Below are 14,761 nucleotides of genomic sequence, written 5' to 3'. Positions count from 1 at the left end.
GGGTCCGGGGAGAGACCGGGGCGAGGGGTGGAGTCCTGCGCCCCGGTCAGACCCGTCAGACCTCTTCGACGCTGCTCGGCTCGCGCCGCGACAGGTCGATACCGAGCTCCTCCGCAGCGCGGAAGACGTCCTCGTCGGTGTCGCGCATCTCGATGGACATGCCGTCGGACGACAGCACCTCCACGTTGAGGCACAGGGACTGCATCTCCTTGATGAGGACCTTGAAGGACTCAGGGATGCCGGGCTCGGGGATGTTCTCGCCCTTGACGATGGCCTCGTAGACCTTCACACGGCCGGTGACGTCGTCGGACTTGATGGTCAGCAGCTCCTGGAGGGCGTACGCGGCGCCGTAAGCCTCCAGCGCCCACACCTCCATCTCACCGAAGCGCTGGCCACCGAACTGAGCCTTACCGCCCAGCGGCTGCTGGGTGATCATCGAGTACGGACCGGTGGAGCGGGCGTGCAGCTTGTCGTCCACCAGGTGGTGCAGCTTGAGGATGTACATGTAGCCGACGGAGATCGGGTCCGGGAACGGCTCGCCGGAGCGGCCGTCGAACATCCGGGCCTTGCCGGACGACTGGACCAGGCGGTCGCCGTCGCGGTTCGGGATCGTCGAGTCGAAGAGACCGGAGATCTCGTCCTCGCGGGCGCCGTCGAAGACCGGGGTCGCGACATTGGTGCCCGGAGCCACCTCGTCGGCGCCGATCGCCTTCAGCCGCTGCATCCAGTCCTCGGAGCCTTCGACCTTCCAGCCGCGGGAGGCCAGCCAGCCGAGGTGGATCTCCAGGACCTGTCCCGGGTTCATCCGGGACGGGACGCCCAGCGGGTTGAGGATGATGTCGACCGGGGTGCCGTCCTCCAGGAACGGCATGTCCTCGACCGGCAGGATCTTGGAGATGACGCCCTTGTTGCCGTGGCGGCCGGCGAGCTTGTCACCGTCGGTGATCTTGCGCTTCTGCGCCACGTAGACGCGGACCAGCTGGTTCACGCCCGGGGGCAGCTCGTCGCCCTCCTCGCGGTCGAAGACGCGCACGCCGATGACCTTGCCGGTCTCGCCGTGCGGCACCTTCAGCGAGGTGTCACGGACCTCACGGGCCTTCTCACCGAAGATCGCGCGCAGCAGGCGCTCCTCCGGGGTCAGCTCGGTCTCACCCTTCGGGGTGACCTTGCCGACCAGGATGTCGCCGGCGATGACCTCGGCGCCGATGCGGATGATGCCGCGCTCGTCGAGGTCGGCCAGGACCTCCTCGGAGACGTTCGGGATGTCCCGGGTGATCTCCTCGGGGCCGAGCTTGGTGTCACGGGCGTCGACCTCGTGCTCCTCGATGTGGATCGAGGAGAGGACGTCGTCCTGCACCAGACGCTGGCTGAGGATGATCGCGTCCTCGTAGTTGTGGCCCTCCCACGGCATGAACGCCACGAGCAGGTTCTTGCCGAGCGCCATCTCGCCGTCCTCGGTGGACGGGCCGTCGGCCAGCACCTGGCCGGCGATGACGCGGGCGCCCTCGTCCACGACCACCTTCTGGTTGAAGGAGGTGCCCTGGTTCGAGCGGGAGAACTTGGCCACGCGGTAGGTGGTGTAGGTGCCGTCGTCGTTGGCCACCGTCACGTAGTCGGCGGAGACCTCCTGGACGACACCGTCCTTGTCGGCCTTGATGACGTCGCCGGCGTCGACCGCACAGCGGTACTCCATGCCGGTGCCGACCAGCGGGGACTCCGCCTTGATCAGCGGCACGGCCTGGCGCATCATGTTCGATCCCATGAGCGCGCGGTTGGCGTCGTCGTGCTCCAGGAAGGGGATCATCGCGGTCGCGACCGACACCATCTGGCGCGGCGAGACGTCCATGTAGTCGACGTCGTCGCCGGGGATGTAGTCGACCTCGCCGCCACGGCGGCGGACCAGGACGCGGTTCTCGGCGAAGTGCAGGTCGTCCGTCAGCGGCGCGTTGGCCTGCGCGATGACGAAGCGGTCCTCCTCGTCGGCCGTCAGGTAGTCGACGTCGTCGGTGACGACACCGTCGACGACCTTGCGGTACGGGGTCTCGATGAAACCGAACGCGTTGACCCGGCCGTACGAGGCGAGCGAGCCGATCAGACCGATGTTCGGGCCTTCGGGCGTCTCGATCGGGCACATGCGGCCGTAGTGCGACGGGTGCACGTCACGGACCTCGAAGCCGGCCCGCTCACGGGACAGACCACCGGGGCCCAGGGCGTTCAGACGGCGCTTGTGGGTCAGACCCGACAGCGGGTTCGTCTGGTCCATGAACTGCGACAGCTGGCTGGTGCCGAAGAACTCCTTGATGGAGGCGACGACCGGCCGGATGTTGATCAGGGTCTGCGGCGTGATCGCCTCGACGTCCTGAGTCGTCATGCGCTCGCGGACGACGCGCTCCATACGGGCCAGACCCGTGCGGACCTGGTTCTGGATCAGCTCGCCGACGTTACGGATACGACGGTTGCCGAAGTGGTCGATGTCGTCGGTCTCGACGACCACGCTCTGGCCGTTGTCGCCGACGGTCTCGGTCTCACCGGCGTGCAGCTTCACCAGGTACTTGATCGAGGCGATGACGTCCTCGACCGTCAGGACGCCCGCGTCCAGCGGAGCGGCCGAACCCAGCTTCTTGTTGACCTTGTAGCGGCCGACCTTCGCGAGGTCGTAGCGCTTCGGGTTGAAGTAGAGGTTCTCGAGCAGCGTCTGCGCGGCCTCACGCGTCGGGGGCTCGCCCGGGCGCAGCTTGCGGTAGATGTCGAGCAGCGCGTCGTCCTGCCCCTGGGTGTGGTCCTTCTCCAGGGTGGCGCGCATGGACTCGTACTCGCCGAACTCCTCCAGGATCTGCTCGGTCGTCCAGCCGAGCGCCTTCAGGAGGACGGTGACGGACTGCTTGCGCTTGCGGTCGATACGCACACCGACCATGTCGCGCTTGTCGATCTCCATCTCCAGCCAGGCACCCCGGGACGGGATGACCTTGACGGAGAAGATGTCCTTGTCGGAGGTCTTGTCGATGGAGGAGTCGAAGTAGACACCCGGCGAGCGGACCAGCTGCGAGACGACGACACGCTCGGTGCCGTTGATGCAGAAGGTGCCCTTGTCGGTCATGAGCGGGAAGTCGCCCATGAAGACCGTCTGGGACTTGATCTCACCGGTCTCGTTGTTGGTGAACTCGGCCGTGACGAAGAGCGGAGCCGCGTACGTGAAGTCGCGCTCCTTGCACTCGTCGATCGAGTTCTTCGGGGGCTCGAAGCGGTGATCACGGAAGGTCAGGGACATCGACCCGGAGAAGTCCTCGATCGGGGAGATCTCCTCGAAGATCTCTTCCAGACCGGACTTGGTGGGGACGTCCTGACCGCTGTCCAGCGCAGCCTCGACGCGAGCCTTCCACGCGGCATTGCCGAGCAGCCAATCGAAGCTCTCGGTCTGCAGCGCGAGGAGGTTCGGAACCTCGAGAGGCTCCTTGATCTTCGCAAATGAGATGCGCAGCGGGGCGGTGCTGGCGCCGTTGTTCGTATTGGCAGTCGAGGCGTTGCGCGAGGCGGCCAAGAGGGGGTCCTTCCGAGGGCTCGGACTCACTACGCGCGTGCCGGTCCCACCTCGAGCCATGGAGGAAATCCCTGGTCAGAGAGATTTTCTCGGCCGTGCTCTAGGGTGGGCATGCCCCTGGTGACGGGCAGGAGGCAGCTAACAGGCAGCGCAAAGGGTCAGTGTAGCCACTTGGCACACTGATGTCCAGCTCCGAGTTTCTGAGACCGGCAGAGCCAATCTCTCCCTCCGCTGAGGGGGCCGCTCCCCCTCGTTGTCTTCTCGTTGTTTCCGAACGCCTGCAGCCGACCATGCGCCTCAGGCGCATATCGATACTGCCCGCTTCGCCGACGATCCATGCCTCGGACTTGGATCGGTGTGACGTCGCGTCCTGAGAATTGCGCGCTGCGTGCCGTTCGTCAAGGCCCCCCACTCCGGCGAGATCGTCACAGGGCGTGGCGGCGGGCAACGAAGATCACCATACCCGCAGGGACCGACAAGGCAACGCAGCCGTCACGGAAGCGCCGAAGGGCGACCACCCCAACGGGTGATCGCCCTCACGGAACGGAGCGGGTCAGCGGGCCCGGCAGGGCCCCTGAGCCCCTCGGGTCACTTGACCTCGACGGAGGCGCCGGCGCCCTTGAGGGACTCGGCGGCCTTCTCGGCCTGCTCCTTGTTGACCTTCTCGAGGACCGGCTTCGGGGTGCCGTCGACGAGGTCCTTGGCCTCCTTCAGACCCAGCGAGGTCAGCTCACGCACGACCTTGATGACCTGGATCTTCTTCTCGCCGGCGCCGGTGAGGATGACGTCGAACTCGTCCTTCTCCGGCTCGGCCTCGGCCGCGGCACCCGGGGCACCCGGGGCGATGGCGACGGCGGCCGGGGCGGCGGCGGTGACGTCGAACTTCTCCTCGAAGGCCTTCACGAACTCGGAGAGCTCGATGAGGGTCATGCCCTCGAACTGCGCGAGCAGGTCGTCCTGGCTGAGCTTCGCCATGATGGCGGTCCTTCCACTAAGTCGGCTGGTGCCGGATGTACATGTCGGCGGGCGCGGGCCCGCTGGGCAGCGGGAGAGTTACTCCGCGGCCTCGGCGGGAGCCGGCTCGCCGGCACCGCCCTGCTCTTCCTTCTTGACGCGAAGCGCCTCCGCGGTGCGGACGAACTTCGACGGAAGCGCCTGGAAGAGCGCCGCAGCCTGGGACTGCTTGCCCTTCATGGCGCCCGCCAGCTTGGCGAGCAGCACCTCGCGGGACTCGAGGTCCGCGAGCTTCTTGATCTCGTCAGCGGACAGCGCCTTGCCGTCAAGGACACCGCCCTTGATGACGAGAGCGGGGTTGTCCTTGGCGAAGTCACGAAGACCCTTCGCCGCCTCGACCGGGTCACCGGTCACGAAGGCGACGGCCGACGAACCCGCGAACAGGTCGTCGAGCGTGGAGATCCCGGCCTCGTTGGCCGCGATCTTGGTCAGCGTGTTCTTCACCACACGGTACTGAGCGTTCTCACCGAGCGAACGGCGCAGCTCCTTGAGCTGTGCCACGGTGAGACCGGTGTACGCGGTCACGAGGGCAGCGTTGGAGTTACGGAACTTGTCCGTCATCTCCTCGACGGCCGCGACCTTGTCAGGCCTCGCCATGAGCCTCGGCCTCCTTCCGGGTGATGAGGACCGCATCGGTTGGGAAAGGAGGCTGAACAAAACGAAACGCCCCGGCGCAGGCGCTCGGGGCGTGACTCGACCGTAAGGGCCAGGCGGGCCCGATCGGGAGTCAATCCACAATCACCTGCGCAGGTCGTCCGCAGCTAGCGGATCCTTCGGCCGCCGCACCCCTTGCGGGAGCACAGCAGCGACCAGCGGTCTTTGGCTTCTGTGGAAGGCTACGCGAACGGGCCGCGGCCAGGCAAATCGGCTCCGGGGGTCAGCTCTGCTGAGCCAGGGCGTCCTCGAAGTTCATGGTGTCGGAGGCCGGCGGCTCCTCGACGGTGACCTTGGTGCCGTAGTCCGAGTAGAAGACCGTCGAGTCGTACTTCCCGTTGTTGCTCTCGGCCTGCTCCCGCTTCTTGACCAGGAGGTTGTCACCGTCGATCCACAGATCGATGGTCTCGGTCTCCATGCCCGAGGTCTCCAGCTGCTTCTGAAGGGCCTCGAGGTCCGACTTGGAGAGGTCCTTGGACTGCATCTTGGCCAGCTCCGAGACCTCCACGGTGCCGGTGTAGTGCGTCGCCTTGACGCCCTTGACCGTCTCCGTGCCCACGCTCTTGACCTTGCCGGTGGCGATCAGCAGCTGCACCGAGCGCGCCGGGTCGGTGTTCTGCATCTGGTCCTTGAGGAACTCACCGGAGGCACCGGCCTGCTTGGCCAGGGTGTCGTAGTCGTACTTCATCCAGTGCTTGCCGCCGGCCTGCGCCGCGAACTCCGGGCCGAGGTTCATGAACATCGCGTCGGGGGTGTAGCGCGCCTGCATGGGCTTGCCGGCCAGCGGCGAGGACTCGACGGCCCCGCCCTTCTGCGTGATGGTCATGTTGGCGTGCATGCCGTTCGCCCAGTCCATCGCGCCGGACATGACCGAGTTCTGCGTGCCCATCTGCGTGGTGCCCTCGACCTTGGCCGAGTGCTGCTGATCGGTCTGCTTCGACGCGAGCTTCAGGGCGGCCAGCGGGCTGCCCGCCGCCTCCTTGGCCTTGTCCGAGGACGACTTGTCGCTGTCGCCCTTGTCACCCCCACAGGCGGTCAGGCCGGCCACCAGGACCACACCACTGAGCACCGCCGCGCACCGAGCACCGAATCGAGTACCGCGCACAGGTCCCCCTATGTCTTTGCTTCTTATTTATCTTTTACGACTGCTGCGACTGTATATGACGGGACGCTCAACGCCGCGAGCCGGGTTCCCGCACTTCACAGGGGAAGTGCGGGAACCCGGCTCGCAGGAGTGCCACGCCGTCTCGGACGGCGCTCAGAGCGCGCTCAGAACACGTTCAGCACGTGCTCAGACGGTCTCTTCCTCGACCAGCAGGTTGCGGGTGCGGTTGGCGTCCAGCGGGATGCCGGGGCCCATCGTGGTGGTCAGGGTCGCCTTCTTGATGTAGCGGCCCTTCGCGGCGGACGGCTTGAGGCGGTTGATCTCCTCCAGCGCCGCGGCGTAGTTCTCCACCAGCTTGGCCTCGTCGAAGGAGACCTTGCCGATGATGAAGTGCAGGTTCGAGTGCTTGTCGACGCGGAACTCGATCTTGCCGCCCTTGATCTCGGTGACGGCCTTGGCCACGTCGGGGGTGACGGTGCCGGTCTTCGGGTTCGGCATCAGACCACGCGGACCGAGCACCCGGCCCAGGCGGCCGACCTTGCCCATGAGGTCCGGGGTGGCGACGACGGCGTCGAAGTCCAGCCGGCCCTTGGAAACCTCGTCGATGAGCTCGTCGGAGCCGACGATGTCGGCGCCGGCGGCCTCCGCGGCCGCAGCACGGTCACCGGTCGCGAAGACCAGGACCCGGGCGGTCTTACCGGTGCCGTGCGGAAGGTTCACGGTGCCGCGGACCATCTGGTCGGCCTTGCGCGGGTCGACACCCAGGCGCATGGCCACCTCGACGGTCGCGTCGAACTTCGACGCGGAGGTGTCCTTCGCGAGCCGGACGGCCTCGAGCGGGGGGTACACGCGCTCCCGGTCGATCTTGGCGTCCGCGCTGCGGAAAGTCTTGCTGCGCTTCACTGCTGCTCCTGATGAATGTGTGTGGAGTCGTGGTCCGGGCCGCGCTCGGCCCTGCCACGGTGGTGCTGCGGGGGTGTCAGCCCTCGACCGTGATGCCCATGGAACGGGCGGTGCCGGCGATGATCTTCTCGGCGGCGTCCAGGTCGTTGGCGTTCAGGTCGGGCATCTTGGTGGTGGCGATGTCGCGGACCTGGTCGCGGGTGATCTTGGCGACCTTGGTCTTGTGCGGCTCGCCGGAGCCCTTCTCCACACCCGCGGCCTTGAGGATCAGCTTGGCGGCCGGCGGAGTCTTGGTGACGAAGGTGAAGGAACGGTCCTCGTAGACCGTGATCTCCACCGGCACGACCATGCCGCGCTGCGACTCGGTCGCGGCGTTGTAGGCCTTGCAGAACTCCATGATGTTGACGCCGTGCTGACCCAGCGCGGGGCCGACCGGCGGGGCCGGGTTCGCGGCGCCGGCCTGGATCTGGAGCTTGATCAGCCCCGTGACCTTCTTCTTCTTGGGAGGCATGCTCTCTCCGGGTCCTATGAGAGGTGGTTCGCCCCCGAACCGGTTTCGTCCGGATGGAGGCATACCGCACAACAATAACGGGTATACCTGTGCGGCCTAAAACCGAGCAGGTCAGACCGGCTGCGAAAGCCCGTCTGACCTGATCGGAAGGTTCGTATGGTCAGTTCTTCTGGATCTGGTCGAAGCTCAGCTCGACCGGGGTCTCCCGGCCGAAGATCTCCACCAGGCCCTTGACCTTCTTCGAGTCGGCGTTGATCTCGTTGATCGTCGCCTGGAGCGTCGCGAAGGGGCCGTCGGTGACCGTGACCGAGTCGCCCACCTCGAAGTCCAGCACCTGGACCTCGACCTTGCGGCTCGGCGCCGGCAGGCCCGCCTCCTCGGCGGCGGCCTTGGCGGCCTTCTCCTCGGCCTCCGGGGCGAGCATCTTGACGATCTCGTCCAGGGTCAGCGGGTACGGGTCGTACGCGTTACCCACGAAGCCGGTGACGCCCGGGGTGTTCCGGACCACGCCCCAGGACTCGTTCGTCAGGTCCATGCGCACCAGCACATAGCCGGGGAGCTTGTTCTGGCGCACGGTGCGGCGGTCGCCGTTCTTGATCTGGACGACCTCTTCCTGCGGCACCTCGGCCTGGAAGATGTAGTCCTCGACGTTCAGCGAGACGGCGCGCTGCTCGAGGTTGGTCTTCACGCGGTTCTCGTACCCCGCGTAGGTGTGGATGACGTACCACTCGCCGGGGAGGGTACGCAGCTCCTCGCGCAGGGCCTCGACCGGGTCGACCGCTGCCTCTTCGGCTTCTTCTTCAACCTCTTCGGCCGCTTCTGCGTCGGCCTCGGCGGCTTCCTCGGCCCCCAGGACAGCGGCCTCGTCCTCGACGCGGACCGCGGCCTTCTCGGCCGACTCTCCCGCCTCAGCGTCCGCAGCCTCGGCCTGGTCCTCATCGGCAGCCTCGACGATGTCGAGCTCGTCCTCGACGGACTCGACGGCCTCGGCGGCCTTGTTCAGGTTCGGGTCAGACACGGTGGCTGCTTCTTCCTGGCTTCAAGGTGGTGGAACGTGCGAAAGGGGCAACTCGGAAACAGCGCCACCCTTCGAGGGCTCAGCCGAAGACGTACTTGATGGCTTGGTTGAACCCATAGTCAATCACGGTAACGATGCCGATCATGATGAGCACAAAGACGATCACCACAGTGGTGTACGTCGAAAGCTGGCCACGCGTGGGCCACACGACCTTGCGCAGCTCAGCGATGATCTGGCGGTAGAAGAGCGCGAGCCTGCCGAGGGGGCCCTTCTTCGCCCGCTTTCCACCACGGCGGCCCTTCTTGGCCGCCACCTCGTCCTCGGGACGGCCGCTCTCAGGCGTCGCGGTGGAGCCTAGGGCTTCCGTCACTCGTCCTCACCTGAATCCGGGTCGTGGCCGTGCCGCGTCCGGCCGGCCGCACAGCGGTGCATTGAATTACTCACTACGCGCGCACGCACCCTGAAAAACGTGCGTGGTAGCAGGGCCGGAGGGACTTGAACCCCCAACCGCTGGTTTTGGAGACCAGTGCTCTACCAATTGAGCTACGACCCTTTGCGGCTCCACCCAACCTACCGCATCCACCCGGCTCCATGGAGTGCGCGGGACGGAACGGCTGTTGAGCGGCCAACGACGGATGAGTGTACGTGTTCCGGGGCCGGGCGTCGAACGAATAGCCCTCATGGCGTCCTCATGGCGCCCGGAAACCCGCGTGCCGCCGTATTCGGCGGTCTGGGACCATGCACCTATGACCGCTGCTTCTCCCCATGCACAGTCCCCGACCGAGCGCCGCGTATCCGCCCGTATCGGGTCGATCTCCGAGTCCGCCACGCTGGCCGTCGACGCCAAGGCCAAGGCGCTCAAGGCCGCCGGGCGCCCGGTGATCGGCTTCGGCGCGGGCGAGCCCGACTTCCCCACGCCCGACTACATCGTCGAGGCCGCCGTGGAGGCCTGCCGCAACCCCAAGTACCACCGCTACACGCCGGCCGGCGGGCTGCCCGAGCTCAAGGCCGCGATCGTCGCGAAGACGCTGCGCGACAGCGGCTACGAGGTCGAGGCCGCGCAGGTGCTGGTGACCAACGGCGGCAAGCAGGCGATCTACGAGGCGTTCGCGGCGATCCTGGACCCGGGTGACGAGGTCATCGTCCCCGCGCCGTACTGGACCACCTACCCCGAGTCGATCCGGCTCGCGGGCGGCGTCCCGGTCGAGGTCGTCGCCGACGAGACCACCGGCTACCGGGTCTCCGTGGAGCAGCTGGAGGCGGCCCGCACCGACCGCACCAAGGTGGTGCTCTTCGTCTCCCCGTCCAACCCCACGGGCGCCGTCTACTCGCGCGAGCAGGTCGAGGCGATCGGGCGCTGGGCGGCCGAGCACGGGCTGTGGGTGCTCACCGACGAGATCTACGAGCACCTGGTCTACGGGGACGCGGAATTCCACTCGCTCCCGGTCGTGGTGCCCGAGCTGCGGGACAAGTGCATCGTGGTCAACGGCGTGGCGAAGACGTACGCCATGACCGGCTGGCGCGTGGGCTGGGTCATCGGCCCCAAGGACGTCGTCAAGGCCGCGACCAACCTCCAGTCGCACGCCACGTCAAACGTGAGCAATGTCGCACAGGCCGCCGCGCTGGCCGCCGTCTCCGGCGACCTGGAGGCCGTGGCCACGATGCGCCAGGCCTTCGACCGCCGCCGCCGCACCATCGTGCGGATGCTGAACGAGATCGACGGCGTGGAGTGCCCCGAGCCCGAGGGCGCCTTCTACGCCTACCCCTCGGTGAAGGGGCTGGTCGGCAAGGAGATCCGCGGCAAGCGCCCGCAGAGCTCCGTGGAGCTGGCCGAGCTGATCCTGGAGGAGGCCGAGGTCGCGGTCGTCCCGGGTGAGGCCTTCGGCACCCCGGGCTATCTGCGCCTGTCGTACGCGCTGGGCGACGAGGACCTCGTCGAGGGCGTCTCCCGGTTGCAGAAGCTGCTGGGCGAGGCGCGCGCCTGACGCTGCACTCCCCCGGGCGGGCCGGCCGTGCCATCGAAAGGCACTCCCGGCCCGCCTTCCGTTTTCCGGGGTTCCCGGGTTTTCCGGGGTTCCCGGGTTTTCCGGGGTTCCCGGGTTTTCCCGGGTTTTCCCGGGGCGCGGTGCCGGGGCGCGGGCCGGGCCGCCCGGCACCTCGGATTCATGTGCGGGCAAGGCCCCGTTCGGCGAAAGCGGTACCGGGGCGCTCCGGGGTGCGGCAGTATCTGCAGATGGCACGTGACGTACTTCTGCTTCCCAAAGCGCATCTGCACCTCCACTTCACCGGCTCGATGCGCCCCGCCACGCTGCTCGAACTGGCCGACAAGTACGGCGTCCACCTGCCGGAGGCGCTGAGCGGCGGCGAGCCCCCCAGGCTGCGGGCCACCGACGAGCGCGGCTGGTTCCGGTTCCAGCGGCTGTACGACATCGCGCGGTCCTGTCTGCGCGACGCCGAGGACATCCGGCGGCTGGTGCGCGAGGCCGCCGAGGAGGATGTGCGGGACGGCGCCGGGTGGCTGGAGATCCAGGTCGACCCCACCTCGTACGCCCCTCGGCTCGGCGGCCTGATCCCCGCGATCGAGATCATCCTGGACGCGGTCGAGACCGCCTCCCGGGACACCGGGCTCGGGATGCGGGTGCTGATCGCCGCCAACCGCATGAAGCACCCCCTGGAGGCGCGCACGCTGGCCCGGCTGGCGGTCCGCTACGCCGACCGGGGCGTGATCGGCTTCGGGCTGTCCAACGACGAGCGGCGCGGCCTGGCCCGGGACTTCGACCGGGCCTTCGCCATCGCGCGGGACGGCGGCCTGCTCGCGGCCCCGCACGGCGGCGAGCTGTCGGGCCCCAGCAGCGTCCGCGACTGCCTGGACGACCTCGGCGCGCAGCGGGTGGGCCACGGCGTGCGGGCCGCCGAGGACCCGCGGCTGCTGCGCCGGCTCGCCGAGCGGGGCGTGACCTGCGAGGTGTGCCCGTCCTCGAACGTGGCCCTGGGGGTCTACGAGAAGCCGGAGGACGTGCCGCTGCGCACGCTGTACGAGGCCGGGGTGCCGATGGCGCTGGGCGCCGACGACCCGCTGCTGTTCGGGTCGCGGCTGGCGGCCCAGTACGAGCTGGCGCGCGAGCACCACGGCTTCACGGACGCCGAGCTGGCCGAGCTGGCCCGGCAGTCCGTTCGCGGCTCGGCGGCCCCGAAGGACGTGGCCGCGCGGCTGCTCGCCGACATCGACGGCTGGCTGGCGGCCGGGTGAGCGGCCGGGTGACCGGGGAAGCGGGCGTCAGAGGCTGACGCCGACCGTCACGGGCTCGTTGACGAGCGTGACGCCGAACGCGGCCTCGACCCCGGCGACGACCTCGCGGGCGAGCGCGAGCAGGTCCTCGGTGGTGGCGGCGCCGCGGTTGGTCAGGGCGAGGGTGTGCTTGGTGGAGATGCGGGCCGGGCCGGTGCCGTAGCCCTTGGCGAAGCCCGCCTTGTCGATCAGCCATGCGGCGGAGGTCTTGATCCGCCCCTCGCCGGCCGGGTAGGCGGGCGGGGTGACGTCGGGGCCCAGGCGCTCGGCGGCGCGGGCCAGGAAGGCCGCGTAGGCGTCCTCGGCCAGGACCGGGTTGGTGAAGAAGGAGCCCGCGGACCAGGTGTCGTGGTCGTCGGGGTCGAGGACCATGCCCTTCCCGGCGCGGAGCTTCAGCACCGTGTCGCGGGCGGTGGCGACGGGCACCCGCTCCCCGACCGCCACGCCGAGGGCGCGGGCGGTCTCCGCGTACTTGACGGGCGCGGACAGGCCGCCCGCGTCCTCCAGCGCGAAGCGCACCCGCAGCACCACATGGCGCTGCGGATCGGCCTTGAAGCGGCTGTGGCGGTAGGCGAAGCCGCAGTCGGCGTTCGGGATGGTCACGACGGTCTCGGCGCGCCGGTCGTAGGCGACGACCTCGGTGATCGTGGCCGAGACCTCCTGCCCGTACGCCCCCACGTTCTGGATCGGGGTCGCCCCCGCGGACCCGGGGATTCCGGCCAGGCACTCGATCCCGGCGAGACCGGCCCGGACCGTGCGGGCCACCGCGTCCGACCAGTTCTCGCCCGCGGCCAGCTCCAGCGTGTCGCCGTCGAGGGCGAAGCCGCTGGTCGCGATGCGCAGGGCGGTGCCGTCGAAGCCCTTGTCGGCGATGACCAGGTTGCTGCCGCCGCCTATGACCAGCAGCGGGGTCCCGGCCGCGTCGGCCTCCCGGACCGCCGTGATCACCTCGTCGTCGGTGGTGGCCGTGAGCAGCCGGCCCGCCGGGCCGCCGAGCCGGAAGGTGGTGAGGGGGGCCAGGGGCGCGTCGTGGAGTTCCTGCACGCGCTCAAGAGTACGGGGGCGCCCCGGCGGGGCCGGGCGGCGGTGCCGCGGCCCAGGGCACGGGGCGCGCCTCACGTTTCTCGCGGGCCCTCAGGGGCCTCAGGCGAGGCGGACGACGGCGCGGGCCCGGCCCAGCACCTTCTGCCCCGCGCTGGTCGCCACGACGTCCACACGGACCGTACGGGCCTCGTCGTCCAGCTTGGCGGCGACCTTCGCGGTCACCTCGATGACCGCGCCCTTCTCGTCGTTCGGCACGACGACCGGCTTGGTGAAGCGCACCCCGTACTCCAGCACGGCCGCCGGGTCACCTGCCCAGTCGGTCACCACGCGGCCCGCCTGGGCCATGGTGAACATGCCGTGGGCGATGACGTCGGGGAGGCCAACCTCCTTGGCGAACTTCTCGTTCCAGTGGATCGGGTTGAAGTCGCCGGAGGCGCCCGCGTACTGGACGAGCGCGGCGCGGGTCACCGGGAACTCCTGTCCGGGCAGCTCGGTGCCGACCTCGACGTCCTCGTACGAGACCTTGGCTGTCATCCGTTGTCCTCCGCTGCCTGGGTTTCCTGGGCCGGCGCCGGGGTGTCCCGGGCCTCGACGGCGCGGGCGACGAGGGTCGTGTGGGCGGTCACCACGTGCTCCCCGGCCTCGTCGTGCACCTCGCCGCGGACGGACAGGACGTCGTTGCCGGCCAGCGACTTGATCGAGTCGATCGTCGAGGTGACCGTGAGGCGGTCACCCGCGCGCACCGGGCGGGTGTAGACGAACCTCTGGTCGCCGTGCACCACCCGGCTGTAGTCCAGGCCCAGCTGCGGGTCCTCGATCACCTGCTCCCCGGCGGCCTTGAAAGTGATCGCGAAGACGAACGTCGGCGGGGCGATCACATCCGGGTGGTCGAATGCCCTGGCCGCCTCCGGATCGGTGTAGACCGGATTGGTGTCGCCGATCGCCTCGGCGAATTCGCGGATCTTCTCCCGGCCGACCTCGTAAGGCGCGGTGGGCGGGTAGGACCGCCCGACGAACGACTGGTCGAGCGCCATCGACTCGGCACCTCCTGCGGTAGTCCTGCGGTTGATGTTGCTGGGGATGTGCTTGCGGAACGAAACCAGTGCGGAACGAAACAAGGCCGCCCCCGCGTATGGGGGGCGACCTTGAATACGGTCTGTGCGGTTCGATCTATCTGATCGTCGCGCTTTTATCGCGTCTCGCGGTGCGCGGTGTGCGCGTTGCAACGCGGGCAATGCTTCTTCAGCTCAAGACGATCCGGGTCGTTACGCCGGTTCTTCTTGGTGATGTAGTTCCGCTCCTTGCACTCCACGCAGGCCAGCGTGATCTTCGGGCGGACGTCGGTGGCAGCCACGTGAGTGCTCCTTGACGAACGGATGGATGAACGCAGAAATAGTAGCCGATCGAAGGACCGACCCCACAATCGGCTACGGTGTGTAGCGGTGACCGGACTTGAACCGGTGACACAGCGATTATGAGCCGCTTGCTCTACCGACTGAGCTACACCGCTTCGATGCGATTGGCCCCCACCCGACCGGAGCCGAGCGGGACACCTCACACATCAGAGCCCCAATACGGAATCGAACCGTAGACCTTCTCCTTACCATGGAGACGCTCTGCCGACTGAGCTATTGGGGCGAGCGATGAAGACATTACACGCTCGGGCGCCGAAGGTGAAATCCGTA

At 68.2% G+C, this 14,761-nt stretch carries 14 protein-coding genes and 3 tRNA genes; 2 read left to right on the top strand and 15 right to left on the bottom strand.

Annotated features, from left to right (window positions below; genetic code table 11):
* Positions 1 to 55: 55 nt before the first annotated feature.
* From rpoB to ABTY62_RS33885, 9 genes are all read right to left on the bottom strand, one after another.
* On the bottom strand, positions 56 to 3,538 hold the full coding sequence (gene rpoB / locus ABTY62_RS33925) for a DNA-directed RNA polymerase subunit beta (RefSeq protein WP_311726637.1): 3,483 nt from the start codon (positions 3,536 to 3,538) through the stop codon (positions 56 to 58).
* Between the two features lie 588 nt (positions 3,539 to 4,126).
* Positions 4,127 to 4,513 (bottom strand): 50S ribosomal protein L7/L12, encoded by a 387-nt coding sequence (gene rplL, locus ABTY62_RS33920; RefSeq protein WP_311726636.1) that lies wholly within the window; start codon positions 4,511 to 4,513, stop codon positions 4,127 to 4,129.
* Positions 4,514 to 4,591: 78 nt separating this feature from the next.
* Positions 4,592 to 5,149, bottom strand: coding sequence for a 50S ribosomal protein L10 (gene rplJ / locus ABTY62_RS33915; protein WP_352133238.1), 558 nt, complete (start codon positions 5,147 to 5,149; stop codon positions 4,592 to 4,594).
* A 280-nt stretch (positions 5,150 to 5,429) separates the two neighbouring features.
* Positions 5,430 to 6,311 carry an SCO4651 family lipoprotein gene (locus ABTY62_RS33910; RefSeq protein ID WP_502997569.1) on the bottom strand — a complete coding sequence of 294 codons (882 nt, stop codon included), beginning with the start codon at positions 6,309 to 6,311 and terminating at the stop codon, positions 5,430 to 5,432.
* A gap of 186 nt (positions 6,312 to 6,497) precedes the next feature.
* Positions 6,498 to 7,214 (bottom strand): 50S ribosomal protein L1, encoded by a 717-nt coding sequence (gene rplA / locus ABTY62_RS33905; protein WP_352133236.1) that lies wholly within the window; start codon positions 7,212 to 7,214, stop codon positions 6,498 to 6,500.
* A 76-nt stretch (positions 7,215 to 7,290) separates the two neighbouring features.
* Positions 7,291 to 7,725 carry a 50S ribosomal protein L11 gene (rplK, locus tag ABTY62_RS33900; protein WP_030412999.1) on the bottom strand — a complete coding sequence of 145 codons (435 nt, stop codon included), beginning with the start codon at positions 7,723 to 7,725 and terminating at the stop codon, positions 7,291 to 7,293.
* A gap of 160 nt (positions 7,726 to 7,885) precedes the next feature.
* Positions 7,886 to 8,743 (bottom strand): transcription termination/antitermination protein NusG, encoded by an 858-nt coding sequence (nusG, locus tag ABTY62_RS33895; RefSeq protein WP_352133235.1) that lies wholly within the window; start codon positions 8,741 to 8,743, stop codon positions 7,886 to 7,888.
* A 79-nt stretch (positions 8,744 to 8,822) separates the two neighbouring features.
* Positions 8,823 to 9,113, bottom strand: coding sequence for a preprotein translocase subunit SecE (gene secE, locus ABTY62_RS33890; protein WP_311726631.1), 291 nt, complete (start codon positions 9,111 to 9,113; stop codon positions 8,823 to 8,825).
* A gap of 110 nt (positions 9,114 to 9,223) precedes the next feature.
* Positions 9,224 to 9,296, bottom strand: a tRNA-Trp gene (locus tag ABTY62_RS33885).
* A 193-nt stretch (positions 9,297 to 9,489) separates the two neighbouring features.
* Here ABTY62_RS33885 and ABTY62_RS33880 point away from each other — a divergent pair.
* Both ABTY62_RS33880 and ABTY62_RS33875 read left to right on the top strand, forming a co-directional pair.
* Positions 9,490 to 10,728, top strand: coding sequence for a pyridoxal phosphate-dependent aminotransferase (locus ABTY62_RS33880; RefSeq protein WP_352133234.1), 1,239 nt, complete (start codon positions 9,490 to 9,492; stop codon positions 10,726 to 10,728).
* A 248-nt stretch (positions 10,729 to 10,976) separates the two neighbouring features.
* Positions 10,977 to 11,993 carry an adenosine deaminase gene (locus ABTY62_RS33875; RefSeq protein ID WP_352133233.1) on the top strand — a complete coding sequence of 339 codons (1,017 nt, stop codon included), beginning with the start codon at positions 10,977 to 10,979 and terminating at the stop codon, positions 11,991 to 11,993.
* 27 nt (positions 11,994 to 12,020) lie between these two features.
* Here ABTY62_RS33875 and ABTY62_RS33870 read toward each other — a convergent pair whose 3' ends face one another.
* From ABTY62_RS33870 to ABTY62_RS33845, 6 genes are all read right to left on the bottom strand, one after another.
* Complete coding sequence (locus tag ABTY62_RS33870) at positions 12,021 to 13,076, bottom strand: UDP-N-acetylmuramate dehydrogenase (protein WP_311726628.1); 1,056 nt, start codon at positions 13,074 to 13,076, stop codon at positions 12,021 to 12,023.
* A gap of 99 nt (positions 13,077 to 13,175) precedes the next feature.
* Positions 13,176 to 13,610 carry a MaoC family dehydratase gene (locus ABTY62_RS33865; protein WP_352133232.1) on the bottom strand — a complete coding sequence of 145 codons (435 nt, stop codon included), beginning with the start codon at positions 13,608 to 13,610 and terminating at the stop codon, positions 13,176 to 13,178.
* The gene (locus ABTY62_RS33860) at positions 13,607 to 14,110 is read right to left on the bottom strand and encodes an FAS1-like dehydratase domain-containing protein (RefSeq protein WP_311726626.1); all 504 of its coding nucleotides are present in this window, start codon (positions 14,108 to 14,110) and stop codon (positions 13,607 to 13,609) included. Before ABTY62_RS33860 ends, ABTY62_RS33865 begins: the two co-directional genes overlap by 4 nt.
* A gap of 155 nt (positions 14,111 to 14,265) precedes the next feature.
* Positions 14,266 to 14,430: a 50S ribosomal protein L33 gene (rpmG, locus tag ABTY62_RS33855; RefSeq protein ID WP_065962933.1), complete on the bottom strand. Its 165-nt coding sequence runs from the start codon at positions 14,428 to 14,430 to the stop codon at positions 14,266 to 14,268.
* An 83-nt stretch (positions 14,431 to 14,513) separates the two neighbouring features.
* Positions 14,514 to 14,586: transfer RNA gene (locus ABTY62_RS33850), tRNA-Met, on the bottom strand.
* Between the two features lie 55 nt (positions 14,587 to 14,641).
* A tRNA-Thr gene (locus tag ABTY62_RS33845) sits at positions 14,642 to 14,714 on the bottom strand.
* Positions 14,715 to 14,761 lie beyond the last annotated feature (47 nt).

The organism is Streptomyces sp. NPDC097640, from assembly GCF_040302705.1.
In the GTDB taxonomy this organism is placed as follows: Bacteria; Actinomycetota; Actinomycetes; order Streptomycetales; family Streptomycetaceae; genus Streptomyces.
The sequence above is the reverse complement of the archived record's forward strand: the minus strand, read 5'-3'. Positions and strand labels throughout refer to the sequence as shown.

Bases quoted from the DNA above. Each gene is read 5' to 3' on its own strand.
- rplK (WP_030412999.1), bottom strand. From the start codon at position 7,725: ATGCCTCCCAAGAAGAAGAAGGTCACGGGGCTGATCAAGCTCCAGATC.
- ABTY62_RS33860 (WP_311726626.1), bottom strand. From the start codon at position 14,110: ATGGCGCTCGACCAGTCGTTCGTCGGGCGGTCCTACCCGCCCACCGCG.
- rplJ (WP_352133238.1), bottom strand. From the start codon at position 5,149: ATGGCGAGGCCTGACAAGGTCGCGGCCGTCGAGGAGATGACGGACAAG.
- rplL (WP_311726636.1), bottom strand. From the start codon at position 4,513: ATGGCGAAGCTCAGCCAGGACGACCTGCTCGCGCAGTTCGAGGGCATG.
- ABTY62_RS33875 (WP_352133233.1), top strand. From the start codon at position 10,977: ATGGCACGTGACGTACTTCTGCTTCCCAAAGCGCATCTGCACCTCCAC.
- ABTY62_RS33865 (WP_352133232.1), bottom strand. From the start codon at position 13,610: ATGACAGCCAAGGTCTCGTACGAGGACGTCGAGGTCGGCACCGAGCTG.
- ABTY62_RS33880 (WP_352133234.1), top strand. From the start codon at position 9,490: ATGACCGCTGCTTCTCCCCATGCACAGTCCCCGACCGAGCGCCGCGTA.